Origin of the sequence: Pseudomonas alcaligenes (assembly GCF_014490745.1) — a bacterium.
Classification (GTDB): Bacteria; Pseudomonadota; Gammaproteobacteria; order Pseudomonadales; family Pseudomonadaceae; genus Aquipseudomonas; species Aquipseudomonas alcaligenes_C.
The window spans coordinates 1,456,020-1,471,877 of record NZ_LZEU01000001.1 but is presented as its reverse complement, the minus strand read 5'-3'; the positions used below and the strand labels follow the sequence as shown (position 1 = coordinate 1,471,877).

Sequence of the window (15,858 nt, the reverse complement as noted above, 5' to 3'; positions counted from 1 at the left end):
GGCCTGCATCAACGCTCGCGCAGCGCCTCCGAGCGGGCCCGCAGGATCGGCTTGAGCAGGTAGCTGAGCACGCTCTTCTTGCCGGTGATGATGTCCACCGAGGCGACCATGCCGGGGATGATCAGCAGCGGATGCTCGACGCTGCCCAGGTGGCTTTTGTCGGTGCGCAGCTGGATCAGGTAGAAGCTGTTGCCTTCCTCGTCGGTGATGGTGTCGGCGCCGATCTGCTCCAGCTTGGCCTGCAGGCCGCCGTAGATGGTGTAGTCGTAGGCGGTGAACTTGACCACCGCCGGCTGGCCGGGATGGAGGAAGGCGATGTCCTGCGGGCGGATGCGCGCCTCCACCAGCAGGGTGTCGTCCAGCGGCACAATCTCCACCAGGTCGCTGCCCGGCTGGATCACCCCGCCGATGGTATTGACCAGCAGCTGCTTGACGATGCCACGCACCGGCGAGGTGACCAGGGTGCGGTTGACCCGATCCTCCAGGGCCTTGCCGGTCGCCTGGATCTTGCTCAGCTCGGTGCGCGCCTCGTTGAGCTCGGTCAGCGCCTCGCTGCGAAAGCGCCCCTGGGTCTCGTCGATCTTGCGCTGCATCTCCTTGATCGCCGACTCGGCACGCGGAATCGCCAGGCGCGTGGCATCCAGCTGGCCGCGGTTCTCCACTTCGGAACGGCGCAGACGCAGCAGCTCGACCTGGGACATGGCACCCTTGGCCACCAGCGGCTCGGACATGGCGATTTCCTGCTGCAGCAGGCCCAGGCTGCGGCCGTACTGGTCGCGCTTGGCGGTGAACTCGCGCAGCTCCTGCTGGCGCTGCACCAGCTGTTCCTCCAGGCCACCGACTTCGTTGCGCAACTGCTGGCGGCGACTCTCGAACAGCGCCTGCTCGCTGGCCGCCAGGTGCGGCACGGCCTCGACAGCCTTCGCCGGCAACACCAGCTCACGCCCCTCGACCTCCGCCCCCAGGCGCTCGGTGCGCAGCACCAGGGCCAGGCGATCGGCCTCGGTCTCGCCGACATTGGAGGCGAAGCGCGTATCGTCCAGGCGCAACAGCGGCGCGCCCACCTCGACCACCTGGCCCTCGCGGACGAACAGCTCGGCGACTATGCCGCCCTCGAGGTTCTGGATCTTCTGCAGCTTGGACGAGGGGATGGCCTTGCCGTCGCCGCGGGTGACCTCGTCGATCACCGCGAAGTGCGCCCACAGCAGGGCGAACAGGAAAAATCCCACCAGCACCCAGATGGTCAGCCGCACCAGGCGCGGCGCATCCTCGATCAGCGCCTTGCGCACTTCCGGCAGGGGCTGCCCGGCCAGGGCCTCGCGGCCCTTGAAATAGGCGCGTAGCTGCGCACCGAACAGGACATCAGACACCGGCGATCCTCCCCTTCTTCAGTGCATCCATGACTTCGGCCTTGGGCCCGTCGGCGACGATCCGCCCGCGGTCGATGATCACCAGGCGATCCACCAGGCTGAGCAGCGAGGTGCGGTGGGTCACCAGCAGCAGGGTCTTGTCGGCGATCACCGTAGCTAGGCGCTGCTTGAGGCGTTCCTCGCCGGTGTTGTCCATGGCACTGGTGGGCTCGTCGAGCAGCAGGATCGGCGGATCGAGCAGCAGCGCACGGGCCAGGGCGACGTTCTGCCGCTGGCCACCGGAAAGCTGCTGGCCGCGCTCGCCCACCGCCAGCTCGTAGCCCTGCGGGTGCAGGCGGGCGAACTCGTGCACCCCGGCCAGCTCGGCGGCCAGCTGCATGCGCTGGTCATCGACGTAGCGCGCGCCGCACAGCAGGTTGTCGCGCAGGCTGCCGCTGAACAGCTGGATGTCCTGCGGCACGTAGCCGATGTTGTGGCGCAGGTCGCTGACATCCAGCTGGCGGATGTCCACGCCATCCACCAGCAGGTTGCCAGCGTCGGCCTGGTACAGGCCCACCAGCAGGCGCGCCAGGGAACTCTTGCCCGAGCCGCTGCGGCCGATGATGCCGACCTTCTCGCCGGGGCGGATAAGCAGATCGATATTCTTCAGCGCGGCGTTCTGCTGCTGCGGGTAGGCGAAGTCCAGCTGCCGGCACTCGATGGCGCCCTGCAGCCGCGCGCGGGTCAGCGGCCGCTCCTGGGGCTCGCGCTCCTGCGGCAGCGCCATCATCTGGTCGATGCCGTGCATGCTCACCCGCGCCTGCTGGTAGCGGGTGAGCAGGCCGGAGAGCTGGCCGAGCGGGCCGAGGGCGCGACTGTTGAGCATGTAGCAGGCCACCAGGCCGCCCATGCTGAGGTCGCCGGCGATGATCAGGTGCACGCCGACGATGATCATCAGCACCCCGGCCAACTGCTGGATCAGCCCGGTGATGTTCAGCGCCAGGCTCGACAGCAGGCGCGTGCGCAGCTCCAGACGGCCGAGGGTGCCGATGGTCTGTTCCCACTGGTACTGGCGCTCGCTCTCGGCGTTGTTGACCTTCACCGCGTCGAGCCCGGCCAGGGTTTCGATCAGCCCGGACTGGCGCTCGGCAGACAGCGCCATGCTGCGCTCCATGCTCTCGGCCAGGGGCTTCTGCAGCAGCCAGCCGATGCCCAGGGCCAGCGGGAAGGCCAGCAGCGGAATCCACACCAGGTGACCACCGAGCAGGGCGATCACCAGCAGCACCAGCAGGGTGAACGGCAGGTCGATCAGGCTGGTCAGGGTCAGCGAGGCGAGGAAGTCGCGCAGCACCTGAAACTCGTGAATGTGCTGGGCGAAGCTGCCGATCCGCGCCGGGCGGTATTTCATGGCCATGCCGGCGATGCGCTCGAACAGGCTGGCGGAAATGATCAGGTCGGTCTTCTTGCCGGCCAGGTCGAGGCACAGCCCGCGCATGGTCTTGAGCAGCAGGTCGAACAGGTAGGCGCCACCGATGCCGACGGCCAGTACCCAGAGGGTCGCCAGGGCCTGGTTGGGCACCACCCGGTCGTACACGTTCATCACGAAGAATGGCGCGAACAGGCCGATCAGGTTGATCAGCACGCTGGCCGCCAGGGCATCGATATACAGCCAGCGCGAGCGCCTGAGGGTGTCGCGGAACCAGGAGCGGGTACGCGGAATCAGGCTCTCGCGGTCGAGGTCGAACTGGTGCCGCGGCTGGGCGAAGAACACCTCGCCGCTGTAGTCCTCGGCCAGGATGGCCGGATCCACACAGACTTCGCCGCCCTCGCTCTCGCTGAGCAGCAGGCGCAGCTGCGCCCCCTGGCGCCCCAGCAGGATCACGCTGCGCCCGTCCTTGAGCAGCAGCAGGGCCGGCAGGGCGATGGCCGGGATCTGCTCCAGGCTGCGGCGCAGCCAGCGCCCCTGCAGGCCGGCGCGTGCCGCCGCGCGCGGCAGCAGGTCGGCGCTCAGGCGCTGGGCCGGCAGCGGCAGGCCGGCGCTCAGCAGGGCCCGGCTGGCGGGGCGCCGATGCAGCGCACAGAGCGCCAGCAGGCTGTCCAGCAGGGGGTCGTCATGCAGGGCGCGCAGGTCGCCCAAGGGTGTGGCCAGGCTGCTTTCGGTCGTCACGGCGGACACTCTCAGCTCTTGTCAGATCCATCCGGCGGGCTGTCGCGATCCTCGGCGCCGCCTCCCCCTGCCCTTGCTTCCCTGTTGCGGCTGGCGCGCCATCCTGGCCCGCATCGCGCTCGTCGGCGTCCGCTTCGGCTCAGCGGCTTTACCCGCTGCTGCCTCGGCGACCGCCCTGAAAACGCCGAAAAACGACGTTTTCTTTAAATTCCAACGACTTGCACAAGACCACGATGACCGACTGGTCAGCCGCGCCAGCCGTGGCCTGTGGCTTTTTCACAAAGGCCACATGACCGTTGATCGGAGAGTCTCAGATCCGCCGGCAATATCAAAGTGACATGCCCAAATCGATTGTTTAGCATGGCCCTCGATTGGTCAATACTTTGGCATTAAGTCAATAGCCAAAAGCAATAAGCCGGAGTTTTGACGCGACATTCTTGCCGTACTTCACACAACAAAAATTGCGCGGTACAGCCGCCCGCCCGGGCGACTGGCCGAAGCCATGCAGTCAGACGAAGGAGAGTCCGCCATGAGCAGTGTCGTTGCTGTCGTCAAATCGGTTGCCGGTCAGGTCGTCGCCCTATCCCCCGAAGGTCTCCAGCGTCTGCTGGTCGAAGGCGACCGCCTGCTGCGCGGCGAGGAAATCCTCACCGGCCAGCAAGGCATGATCAGCCTGCAGCTGGAGAACGGCCAGACCCTCGACCTTGGCGCCGATGCCCAGTGGTCGGCGGCGCAGCCGGAAGAAGCCAAGGAAGACGCCGACGCCAGCCCCGCCGAGCAATCGGTGAGCGCCCTGCAGCAGGCTATCGCCGCCGGTGCCGACCCCACCGCCGAACTCGAAGCCACTGCGGCCGGCCCCGGTAACGCCGGTGGTGCTGGCGGCGCCGGCGGCATTGGCGGCGGGCACAGCTTCGTGTTGCTCGACGCAGTGGGCGGCAGCCTGCAGGCCAGCGTCGGCTTCGCTACCCAGGCGCCGGCCTCCACTGCACCGGCCGGCAGCGAGCGCACGATCATCAACGAACTGACTCCGGACATCACCAGCGCGGCTGCGCCCACCCCACCGGAGGGCCCGACGGAACCGGAAACCCCGCCGCAGAACAACGCCCCGCAGGCCGTGGCCGACAGCTTCAGCCTGGTCGAAGGCGGCAGCCTGAGCGGCAACCTGCTGAGCAACGACAGCGATGCCGACGGCGATGGCCTGAGCATCACCGGCCTCAGCCTGACCCTGCTGCCCTTCATCAGCCTGCCGATCGGCAGCCCGGTGACCATCCCCCTGGTCGGCAGCCTGCAGGTCGATGCCAACGGCGACTTCAGCTTCACCCCGCTGCCCAACTATTCCGGCCCGGTACCCAGCTTCACCTACACCGTCAGCGATGGCAGCGCGACCAGCAAAGCCACCTTCGGCATCAGCATCGAGGCGACCAACGACGCCCCCTTCCACGTGCTGCCCGAGGGGCAGATCACCGCCGAAGACACCCCGCTGGTGTTCTCCCTGCTGACCCAGAATGCGCTCGGCGCCTTCGACATCGACCAGGACAACCTGACCACCACCCTCAGCGTCGAACATGGCGTGCTGACCCTCGGCCTCAACCTGCTGGGCGTGACCTTCAGCGGCAACGGCACCTCCAGCCTGACCCTCAGCGGCAGCCCGGCCGCCATCAACAACGCCCTGGCCCAGCTGACCTACAGCCCGGACGCCAACTACCACGGCCCGGAAACCCTGAGCATCAGCAGCAGCGACGGCCAGGTCAGCGTCGACAACTCGCTGAACATCACCGTCACCCCGGTCAACGATGCGCCCCTCGATGCGCCCGAGATCACCAGCGGCCTGGAAGACAACACGGTCAGCGGCAACCTGCTGGACAACGCCAGCGACGTGGACGGCGACAGCCTGAGCATCACCGGCTTCCACCTCACTGACTTCCCGCTGACCAGCTACGCGGTAGATACCCCGGTGAAGATCCCGCTGGTCGGCACCCTGACCATCGGCGCCGACGGCCAGTACAGCTTCACCCCGCTGCCCGGCATCAGCGGCAGCGTGCCGCAGATCACCTACACCGTCTCCGACGGCAGCGCCAGTGTCAGCTCGACCCTGGATATCCTGATCACCCCGGTCAACGACGCCCCCGTCGTCCACGTACCCGGCGACCAGACCACCGCCGAAGACACCAGCAAGGTGTTCTCCCTGGCCACCAGCAACGCCCTCGGCGTGCTCGACCCGGATGCGGACAACCTGACCGTGACCCTCAGCGTCGACCACGGCGTGCTCAACGTCGGCCTCAACCTGCTCGGCGCCGGCGTCAGTGGTGATGGCACCGCCACCCTCATCCTCACCGGCAGCGCCGCGGCCATCAACAACGCCATGGCCCAGCTGCACTACACCCCTGCGGCCGACTACAACGGCCCGGACAACCTGAGCATCGTCGCCAGCGACGGGGTCGACAGCAGCAGCGACTCGGTGGCCATCGAAGTCACCCCGGTCAACGACGCGCCCACAGCGCCCCCCGCCAGTGTCGAGGTCTTCGAAGGCGCAGCCTTGGCCAGTGGCCAGATTCTTGCCAGCGATGTCGATCAACCGGCCGGCACGCCGCTGCAGTTCAGCACCACGGCCAGCGAGCCGGGCCTGGTCTTCAATGGCGATGGCAGCTGGAGCTTCGACCCCAGTCACTCGGCCTATGACTACCTCGCCAGCGGCCAGGAGCTGGAACTGAGCATCCCGGTCAAGGTCAGCGACGATCAGGGCAGCGAGGTCGACACCACCCTGACCATCACCGTGGTGGGCACCAACGATGCGCCGATCATCCAGAGCTCCGTGGGTGTCGGTAACGGCAGCGGCCTGATCGACAAGCCACAGGGCCTCGACAACCACGCGCTGGCCAACGCCATCAACCTGGATGGCCACTTCGTTCTGGGCAACGATGCCGATGTGGCCAACTCGGCCACCACCCCGTTCGTCTCCATCAGCTCCACCGGCGACAATGCCTTCGACTACTACCAGTTCACCGTCACCAGCGCCGGCGCCACCGCCACCTTCGATATCGACTACGCCCTGCTGCCAACAGGCGGCTTCGACGCCTGGCTCAACCTCTACGATGCCAATGGCAACCTGCTGGCCACGGATGACGACGAAGGTAATCTGAGTGCTGGCGCAGGCGGCAGTGTGCACCACTACGATTCATTCCTGACCTACACCTTCAGCCAGCCTGGCACCTACTACATAGCCGTCGCGGCTTTCCCTAGCATTGCCATCCCCGCTGGCAACGGTTACCAGCTACAGGTCTCCCTGCCGGGCGCCATCATGAATGGTGTACTTGAGCGTCCGGACGGCAGTGCCGACGAGAACACAGGCGACCTGACCAGCAGCGGCAGCCTCAGCTTTACCGACGTCGACCTGCTCGACAGCCACACCGTCAGCGCCACCCTGCTTTCCGCCAGCGACTCGCTGACCGGCCTGGCCACTGCCGAGCGTGGCAGCCTGACACCGACCCTTGGCGATGACAGCACGGGCGATGGCGCTGGCCAGGTGAACTGGACCTACAGCGTACCGGCCGGGCAGCTCGACGATCTGGCCCAGGGCCAGGTGCTGACCCTGGTCTATCGCGTGAGCATCAGCGACGGCCATGGCGGCACGGACTTCAGCGATATCGTCATCCAACTGACCGGTACCAACGATGCCCCGGTCGCCAGTGCCAGCCAGGCCGTGCCAGCCAGCGAGGGCGCCGCGCCCATTGCCGGCATCCTGGATGCCAGCGACGTGGACAATGGCGCCCAGCTGACCTTCAACCCGACGGGGCAGAGCCTGCCCGCCGGTTTCAGCATGGATGCCCAGGGCAACTGGAGCTTTGATCCTGCGCACCCGGACTACCAGAGCCTGCCCAGCGGCCAGCTGCTGACCCTCGACATCCCCTACCAGGTCACCGACGAACACGGCGCCAGCGATAACGGTGTACTGACCATCAACCTGACCGGCAGCAACGACGCACCACTGGCCACGGACTCTGCGGCCGATGCCGTCCAGGGCGGCGCGGCGGTAACCCTCAGCCTCGGCGGCAGCGACCCGGATAGCGGCGATGCGGTGGAAAGTTTCCGCATCACCTCGCTGCCGGAACACGGCAGCCTGCTGATCAACGGTGTCGCGGTGACTGCCGCTGCCGTCGCCGCCGGCAGCGCGGTGATCAGCGCCGCCGACGCCGCCAGCGGCGGCCTCAGCTACCAGCCGCCGGCCGACTATGACTCGGACAACGACGGCCCGGCACCGAGCTTCACCTACCAGGCCTTCGATGGCGACGACTACAGCAGCGACGCCAGCGTCACCCTCAACGTGGCCGATGCCGTGCCGCAGGCGGTGGACGACAGCATCAGCCTGGTCGAGGGCGCGCCCAGCCAGACGGTCAACCTGGTGATCATGCTCGACACCTCCAGCAGCATGGTCGACCCGCAGTTCGGCGGCGTTGTCAGCCTGCCTGGCGGCGGTACCACCACCCGCTTCGCCCTGGCCCAGGACGCCGTGGAGAACCTGATCAACAGCTACGGCGGCAGCCTGCAGAACGTCATGCTGGTGACCTTCAACGGCAGCGCCACCTTCCAGGGCTGGTTCAGCCCGGCCGACGCCATCAGCACCATCCAGGGCCTCGGCACCGGCAACGGCACCGACTACGACAGCGCCCTGCAGCAGGTGCAGCAGAACTACGGCACACCGGCGGACGTCGACCACACCTACGTCTACTTCCTCTCCGACGGCCTGCCGGCCACCGCCTTCGGCACGGTGTCCAGCAGCACCTCGGTATCCGCCAGCGAGCGCGCCGACTGGGTCGACTTCCTCGAAGACAACGACATCGACGCCGCCTATGCCGTCGGCATCGGCAGCGATGTCACCAGCGACTACGCGCAGAGCAACTTGGATACCGTGGCCTGGTCGCCGGACGGCAACCCCAGCCTGAGCTGGAACCTGACCGGGCAGATCGTGCAGACCCAGAGCACCCACAACAGCAACACCCTGGTGGTGGCCGACCCGCTGGATCTGCAGGGTGCGCTGCAGGGCACCGTGCCGGTGTTCGAGGGCGGCCTGCTGGACGGCAGCATCTCCGGCAGCATCGCCGACGACTTCGGTGCCGATGGCGCCGCCACCCCCAAGGTCGTCGCGGTCATGCTCGACAGCGACGGCGACGGCATTGGCGATGTCGCCGCCAACTTCGACGGCAGCCACTACAACCTCGACCTCGGCGCCAGCATCGGCACCCTGAGCATCGATGCCGTCACCGGCAATTACAGCTTCAACCCGGTGGCCGGCCTGGATGTCGCCGAGGACACCCACTTCCAGGTGATCTACACCATCGCCGATGCCGACGGCAGCCAGGACAGCGCCACCCTCAACCTGACTCTGCAGGATCGCAGCGAAGTCAGCGCCTACGACAACAGCGGCCTGGCCCTGGTACAGCAGGTGGTGCAGAGCGACAACGCCCCGGCCATCGTGCTGGCCAATTTCAGCAGCACCAACATGTCCAACCCGGGTGTGGCGCAATGGGTGTTCGACAACAACGGCAACCTGGCCGCCGGCACCAAGAACGTCACCAGCCAGACGCCCAGCGCCAGCCAGTGGCAAGTGACCGGCGATGCCGATGTAAGCGGCAACCAGCTGGTGATCACCGACAGCAAGACCAGCAACCTCGACAGCAGCGGCAGCCGCGTGCTCAGCCCGACCTTCAGCCTGGCCGCCAACCAGAGCGCCACCCTGAGCTTCAGCGTGGATCTGGATACCGACAGCAGCGGCAACCAGTTCAAGCTCGGCGACAGCTTCACCTGGCGCCTGCTCGACAGCAACGGCGTGGCGGTCTTCTCCGGCAGCCTGGGCGTGGCCGACGGCGACACCACCATCAGCCGCACCCTGAGCAGCGGCGCCCTGGGCGAGACCTATCGCCTGGAGTTCGGCCTGGTCGACAACACCCTGACCCAGACGCTCAACAAGACCGCCGAAGTGCGCATCGACAACATCAGCCTGGATATCCTCAGCACCACCACGACCCAGGCCAGTACCCTCAGCGGCAACGTCATCAGCGAGGCCAACCAGGATCCGTCCAGCCACCATGCCTGGGGCGCCGTCGACAGCCTGGGCAGCGAAGGCGCCCTGCTCAGCGCCATCAACGGCACCAGCTTCAGCGGTTCGACCACGGTCACCGGCAGCTACGGCGAGCTGACCATCCATGCCAACGGCCAGTACAGCTACACGCCCTTCGCCAACCTGGCCAATGTCGGCCAGAGCGAGAGCTTCAGCTACACCCTGACCCAGGCCGACGGCGACAGCTCCACCGCCAACCTGCTGATCAGCATCGGCAGCAGTGTGCAGACCATCGTGCCGATCAGCGGCAACGGCACGCTCAACGGCAGCGCCGGGGTCGATGTGCTGCTGGGTGGCAGCGGCAGCGACAGCCTCAACGGCCTGGGCAGCAACGACCACCTGGAAGGCAAAGGCGGTGCCGACTCGCTGTTCGGCGGCGCCGGCGACGACATCCTCATCGGCGGCAGCGGCGACGACCAGCTGTGGGGCGGCAGCGGCCGCGACACCTTTGTCTGGCATGCCGGCGATACCGGCAGCGACAGCATCAAGGACTTCAACCTGAGCGAAGACCGCCTCGACCTCAGCGACCTGCTGCAGGGCGAGGAGCACGCCGTCGATCTGAGCAGCTACATCCAGGTCAGCGCCAGCGGCGACAGCCTGCTGATCAGCAGCAGCGGCCATCTCGAGGCCGGCGGCGGCAATGCCGACCTGAGCATCCAGCTGGACGGCATCAATCTCAACGACCCCAGCCTGGGTCTGGGTGCCACGCCGGCGGCGGTGATCAACTCACTGGTCGCCGGCGCCGACCCGACCATCAAGATCGATCACTGAAGCATGCCCGTGCCGGCCCCGTGGGGCCGGCCGGGTGCTTAGGGATCGATTCAAGCAACTCAACTCCATCTCGACAGATCGCCGAGGCTGTACCCAGGCTGCGCCCTATTCAAGAGCTAGTAAGGCCGGCGGATGCCATTCTCCTGCAGGATCTGCCGGTTGTTGTGGCGCTGCTCCTGACGGGGTTGCTGGCGTCGTTCCTGATTGCGCTCATGCCCGCGTACCACCTGGGGCGGCTGCCAGCCGCCATTGCCCGGCATGGACAGCTGCGGGCGACGGTCATGGCCGCGGTCGACCTGGCGATGGCCATCCCAGCCCTGTTGCGGCGGGCGGTAGCCTTGTTGCGGCATCGGTCGCGGGTGGTCGTGGCCGCGGTGGTCATCGTGATGGCGCTCATAGCGGCCGTCGTAACGACCGTCATAACGACCATCGTGGCGCGGCTCGACGTAGTAGCGGTGGCTGTCATAACGGGGGTAGTCATAGCGGTAGTAGCGCTGCTGGTACACCGGGTAGACCGGGTACGTCTCGTAGCGCTGCACGCTGTAGCCGCTGCCACCGTAGTAGCGGTTGTCGTAATCGTAGTCGTCGTCATAGTCGTAGACGGCGCAACCGTTGAGGGTCAGACCCAGTACTGCAATCAGGATTGATCGGCTGGACATGGCGGCCTCCTTCGACCGCAGGGACGGCGACAGCGAATACCGGCGCCCAGGATTGCTCCTGTAAAGTCAGACCACGGGCAAGTGCCGGCGTGCGTGGCGCACGCCGGCAAAATCCATGTCCAGTTGTTACAGCGGACGAACGGCGGTGCTCACGGCCGGAGCACCGCTGCCGTTCAGGGCTGGCCGAGGACGATGTCGTCCTGGTACGGCGACTGCAGGTCGCGCTCGGGGATTTCCCAGACCAGCAGGCGCGGCGGCGTCTGCTGGAAAGCCGGGCTGGCGAAGTAGTCCTTGGCTGCGCCGGAGAACTCGCCGCCGTCCTTGGCGAAGTTGCCGACGCTGGCGCCCAGCGCGCGCTCGAGGAAGGGAATGAAGTTGGAGTTGCGCGAGAACGAGGTGCCTATCACCGCGATGTTTGGCAGCTGGCTGTCGCCGAACAGATCGTCCTCGCCCAGCGCGCCCTCCGCGCCCGCCGCTTCTTCGATGCGGGTCGCGGCGACCTGCTCCTGGGGCGGCTGCAGCCCGGCCGGCAGCCAGTCCAGGCCAGCCAGGCGCACCAGGTCGCCGGGGCGCACCGCCGCCGCGCCAGCTTCGGCCAGGTACTGCTTGGCCGGCGTGGCGCTGACACCCAGTGCCGCGATGCGCGCAGCAATAGCCCGGGCCGCGCTATCCGCGCCCGCCTCGCTCCAGTGCGTGTCGGTACGCAGGTAGGCTGCACTGCCCAGCGGCTGCAGCAACGGCGCCAGATCCAGCACCGCCACCCCGCTCGCCTGCAGCGCCGCCTGCCAGTTCTGCGCCCGCGCCACCAGCTGCGGCGAACGAGCAATGCCACACAGCTGCTCGGCGGCGATACGGCTCTTGTCCGGCACCACGGCCACCAGCAACTGGATGCCGCGCTTGGCCAGCTGCGCGTGCAGCTCGGCGACCTTGTGCGCCCGCGCCTCGGCATTGGCCTGCGCGTGCGGGTGAAGCTTCAGCTCATCGGCGAGGAACAGCCAGCCCGGGCAACCCTGGCGCACGCGGCTGCCGGTGTCGCCGATGGCCAGCCAACTGGCGGCCCGCTCCAGGTCGGCGGCACGCTTGGCGAACGGCACGCTGGTCAGCTCCCGGGCGATGCGGTGGGTGATCTCGCCGTTGCGCACATCATCCCAGCTGATCTTTGCCGGCAGCAGGTCGACCTTGCCGCTGACGAACATCGCCCACAGGGTGCAGGTCAGCCCGGCCAACAGGAAGGCGAACATCACCAGCCCGGCCGGCGGGCTCAGGCGGATCATGGTGGCACTCGGCGGTACCGGGGCGATGGAAGAGTCTTTGTTCGACATGCTCAGCCGCCTCAGAACTGGAAGTACAGGAAGGGCACGGTTTCCCGGCTGGCAATCAGGGCGAACGCCAGCAGGAAGCCGCACACCGGCCACAGTGCGCCGACCACACGGAACACCAGACTAGCTCCGAAGCGCGCCTCGCAGCGGCTCTGCAGCAGCGGCAGCAGCAGGCAGATCACGCCGAGTGCCGCAGCAATGCCATGGGCCGGGCGCAGGGTCGCGGCCAGCGCATCGCCGAGGGCGAAGGCATGCAGGCCGAACTGGCCGGCGTACATGCTCAGCGCCGCATCGAAGGTCGGCGCGCGGAACAGCGTCCAGGCCAGGAACACGAACAGCAGGGTGATGCTGTGCGCCAGCCAAGCCGGCAGATCCGGCAGCCCTGCCCGTCCCCAGGCGCGGTCGATGCCCAGCGCGATACCGTGCGCAGCGCCCCACATTACGTAGTTCCAGCTGTCGCCGCCGTGCCACAGGCCGCCGATGGCCATGATCAGGAACAGGTTGCGGTAGGTCTTCCAGGTGCCGAAGCGGTTGCCGCCCAGGCCGATGTACAGGTAGTCGCGCAGCCAGCTGGACAGCGAGATGTGCCAGCGCCGCCAGAAGTCCTGGATATTGCGTGCCCAGTACGGCCGGTTGAAGTTCTCCGGGAAGTGGAAGCCGAGCATCAGGCCCAGGCCGATGGCCATGGCGCTGTAGCCGGCGAAGTCGAAGAACAGCTGCAGCGAGTAGGCCAGGCAGCCGATCCAGGCATCGACGAAGGACGGTTGCTCCAAGGCGAAGGCCACCGACACCAGCGGCGACAGACTGTCGGCCACCAGCACCTTCATGCTCATGCCGATCATGAAGCGGCGCGCGCCGAGGGCGAAGTTCAGCGGGTTGAAGTAGCGCTGCACCAGCTCCTGGCGCACCCAGTCGTAACGGATGATCGGACCGGCGATGGAATGGCCGAACATCGCCAGGTAGGTGGCGAAGTTGGCGAAGCTGCGCTCCACCGGCACGGTATGCCGGTGTACGTCGACCAGGTAGGAAATCACCTGCAGGACGATGAACGACAGGCCGGCCGGCAGCGCCACCTTCTGCCACTCGAACGGCAGCGCGCCGTAGGAGGTCAGCAACTCGTTGAAGGTGGCGGCAAGGATGTTGGCGTACTTGTACCAGCACAGCACCAGCACGTTGACCACGATCAGCGCCGCCAGCAGGCGGATGCGCTGGCGCGATTCCTCGCGGGTACGGTCGACCAGCAGGCCGCCGAGCCAGCCGACCACCGTCAGCACCACGTGCAGCAGGAGGAAGGTCGGGCTCAGCCAGCCGTAGAAGAACCAGCTGCCGAACAGCAGGACATGGTTGCGCCCCCCCGGCCTGACCAGCGAATACACCAGCATGAAGGCCGGCAGGAACAGGATGAGGAACTCGAGGGAGGCGAAAACCATGTGTGCGTATCAGTTAGCCAGAGTGTCTTCGGCCTGCAGCAGGCGCGGCCCCTGGGCCGACGGCAGCAGGAACAGGGTGTAGCGCTGGCCGGCGGCCAGTTCGCCGAGATCCACCGGCGCGCCCACCGAGGCACCGCCGCAGCGCAGCTGCACCGACAGTTTCAGCGGGTTGATCGAGCGCCGTTGCAGGCTGCCGTTGGCCACGCCCTTGAAGATGTCGACATTGCGCCCGGCGGCCTGTAGGCCGGCATCGGTGCAGCTGGCGTCCAGGCTGTACAGGGCCAGCGAGGCCTTGAGCGCGTTGAAGTCGTCCGGCTGCTCGCGCACGGTCACCAGGTTCAGGCCCTGCGCCGCCGGAATGCCGACCACGGTGGCGAACTCACCCGGCGCCACGCTGACATCCAGCGCCTGCTGCTGCCCGTTCAGGCTGAGCGAACCCTTGATCGGCTTGCCGGCCGGCACGGTGAGGTAGTCCGAGGCGTGCTTGGCGCCTTCCAGGCGCAGGCTGGCGCCGCTGCCATCGGCTTTCAGCTCCAGGACCTGCTCGCCGGCGTTGACGAAGCGCAGGAAGGCCGCGTCCTCGCTGGGGCCGGTGGGATACAGCGGGATCTCGGCGGCCTGGGCCAGGCCCAGGCTCAGCAGCCCGGTCAGGCCGGCCAGCGCGTGCAGGCTACGGTTCATCATTTGCTCCCCTTGAGGCTGGCCGCCGGCAGCTTGCTCATCGCTTCGGCGATGGCATTGCCCCAGGCCTTGTAGCCGGCCACGGTGAAGTGCTGGCCGTCGGTGGTGATCCACTGGCCGGGCTTGGACATCTGCAGCGAGTCGACATAGCTGCACGGCGCCACGTTGGCGGCGAGGAACTGTGACATCAGCTGGGTACGCTGGTCGTTCTTCTTGTACATGCCGCCGACCTTGCCCCAGGCCGGGCCGACCCACACGCACTTGGTGCCGGTGGCGGCGATGGCCTTGGTCAGGTTGGTCACGCTTTGCCAGGCCCAGGCCTTGGGGAACGCCGGCTTGTCGTAGGAGGCCATGGTGTCGCCGATGACCAGCACCACCACGTCGGGCTTGTTCTGCGCGATCAGCTCCTTGATCGGCGTGGTGGTGGCACCGCTGCCCTTGATCAGCAGCTTGCCGTTGTCATCCTGCACGGCACCGCAGTCGACTTTCTTGGTGATCAGCCAGTCGGCGGCGCTGGCGCCACAGGCGCCGATGGAGTGCACCTTGGCGCCCTGGGCGACCAGGGCGGCGTTGAGCGGCTCGGTCAGGTGGTTGGCCAGGCTCATGTGGCTCTCGCCCAGAACCATCAGGCTCAGGCCGGCAAGTACGGAAGCGGACATCGAAGGATTCCTCGACTAGATCAATGCGAATAAGGGATTGGGCAACGTATTACTTGGCGTTCTTGCGCACGTCTTCCAGCGCGCCGCTGATGGCCGCGCCCCACTTCTGGTAGCCCTGCACGTTGAGGTGCTGGCCGTCGGTGGTGGCCCACTGGCCCGGCTGGGAAAACTTCAGCGAATCGACATAGCTGCATGGCGCCACGTTGGCCGAGAGGAAAGCCGACATCTGCTTGACCTTGGCGTAGGTCTTGCCGTACTTGCCGCCCTCGGTGCCCCAGTTCGGCCCGATCCAGGCGCACTGGGTGCCGGTCGCGGCGATGGCCTTGGTCAGGCTGGTGGTCTGCTGCCAGATCCAGGCCTTGGGGAACGCCGGCTTGTCGTAGCCGGCCATGGTGTCGCCGATGACGATCAGCACCAGATCCGGCTTGTCCTTGGCGATCAGCTCGCTGATCGGCGTGGTGCTGGCCTTGCCGTGCAGCACCACCGCCGGTTCCTTGCCCCGCCGTTCGGCGGCGCCGCAGGAACCACCCGGCGAGACTTTCAGCCAGTCGCCGGCGTTGGCCCCGCAGATCCCGATGGAGTGGACGTTGGCGCCTTTGCGCAGGAGGTCGTCGTGCAGGCCGCCGATCAGGTAGTTGGGGGTGGCCATGTGGCTGTCGCCGATGATCAGGATCGACAGGCCGGCAAGCAGTGAAGATGCCATCGAAA

Annotated in this window: 9 protein-coding genes; 1 reads left to right on the top strand and 8 read right to left on the bottom strand. The window is 67.1% G+C overall.

Annotated elements, in window-relative coordinates; translation table 11 throughout:
* Positions 1-8: 8 nt before the first annotated feature.
* Positions 9-1,370, bottom strand: a complete 1,362-nt coding sequence (locus A9179_RS06545) for an HlyD family type I secretion periplasmic adaptor subunit (RefSeq protein WP_187805023.1) — start codon at positions 1,368-1,370, stop codon at positions 9-11.
* The gene (locus tag A9179_RS06540; RefSeq protein ID WP_316851850.1) at positions 1,363-3,516 is read right to left on the bottom strand and encodes a type I secretion system permease/ATPase; all 2,154 of its coding nucleotides are present in this window, start codon (positions 3,514-3,516) and stop codon (positions 1,363-1,365) included. Before A9179_RS06540 ends, A9179_RS06545 begins: the two co-directional genes overlap by 8 nt.
* Positions 3,517-4,045: 529 nt before the next feature.
* On the opposite strand from A9179_RS06540, the gene A9179_RS06535 reads away from it, so the two are divergent.
* Positions 4,046-10,402 (top strand): retention module-containing protein, encoded by a 6,357-nt coding sequence (locus A9179_RS06535; protein WP_187805022.1) that lies wholly within the window; start codon positions 4,046-4,048, stop codon positions 10,400-10,402.
* Positions 10,403-10,518: 116 nt separating this feature from the next.
* Here the strand turns inward: A9179_RS06535 and A9179_RS06530 are convergent, their stop codons facing one another.
* The 6 genes from A9179_RS06530 to A9179_RS06505 all read right to left on the bottom strand — a co-directional run bounded on the left by A9179_RS06530 (position 10,519) and on the right by A9179_RS06505 (position 15,853).
* Positions 10,519-11,061 (bottom strand): hypothetical protein, encoded by a 543-nt coding sequence (locus tag A9179_RS06530; RefSeq protein ID WP_187805021.1) that lies wholly within the window; start codon positions 11,059-11,061, stop codon positions 10,519-10,521.
* 173 nt (positions 11,062-11,234) lie between these two features.
* Positions 11,235-12,383: an alginate O-acetyltransferase AlgX-related protein gene (locus tag A9179_RS06525; RefSeq protein ID WP_187805020.1), complete on the bottom strand. Its 1,149-nt coding sequence runs from the start codon at positions 12,381-12,383 to the stop codon at positions 11,235-11,237.
* Between the two features lie 11 nt (positions 12,384-12,394).
* Positions 12,395-13,810, bottom strand: coding sequence for an MBOAT family O-acyltransferase (locus tag A9179_RS06520; protein WP_187805019.1), 1,416 nt, complete (start codon positions 13,808-13,810; stop codon positions 12,395-12,397).
* A 9-nt stretch (positions 13,811-13,819) separates the two neighbouring features.
* On the bottom strand, positions 13,820-14,491 hold the full coding sequence (locus A9179_RS06515) for an alginate O-acetyltransferase AlgF (RefSeq protein WP_394354717.1): 672 nt from the start codon (positions 14,489-14,491) through the stop codon (positions 13,820-13,822).
* Entirely contained in the window at positions 14,491-15,150 is a 660-nt protein-coding gene (locus A9179_RS06510; protein ID WP_187805017.1) for an SGNH/GDSL hydrolase family protein, read from the bottom strand. The genes A9179_RS06515 and A9179_RS06510 overlap by 1 nt, the downstream gene beginning before the upstream one ends.
* A gap of 49 nt (positions 15,151-15,199) precedes the next feature.
* The gene (locus tag A9179_RS06505; RefSeq protein ID WP_187805016.1) at positions 15,200-15,853 is read right to left on the bottom strand and encodes an SGNH/GDSL hydrolase family protein; all 654 of its coding nucleotides are present in this window, start codon (positions 15,851-15,853) and stop codon (positions 15,200-15,202) included.
* Positions 15,854-15,858: the final 5 nt, after the last annotated feature.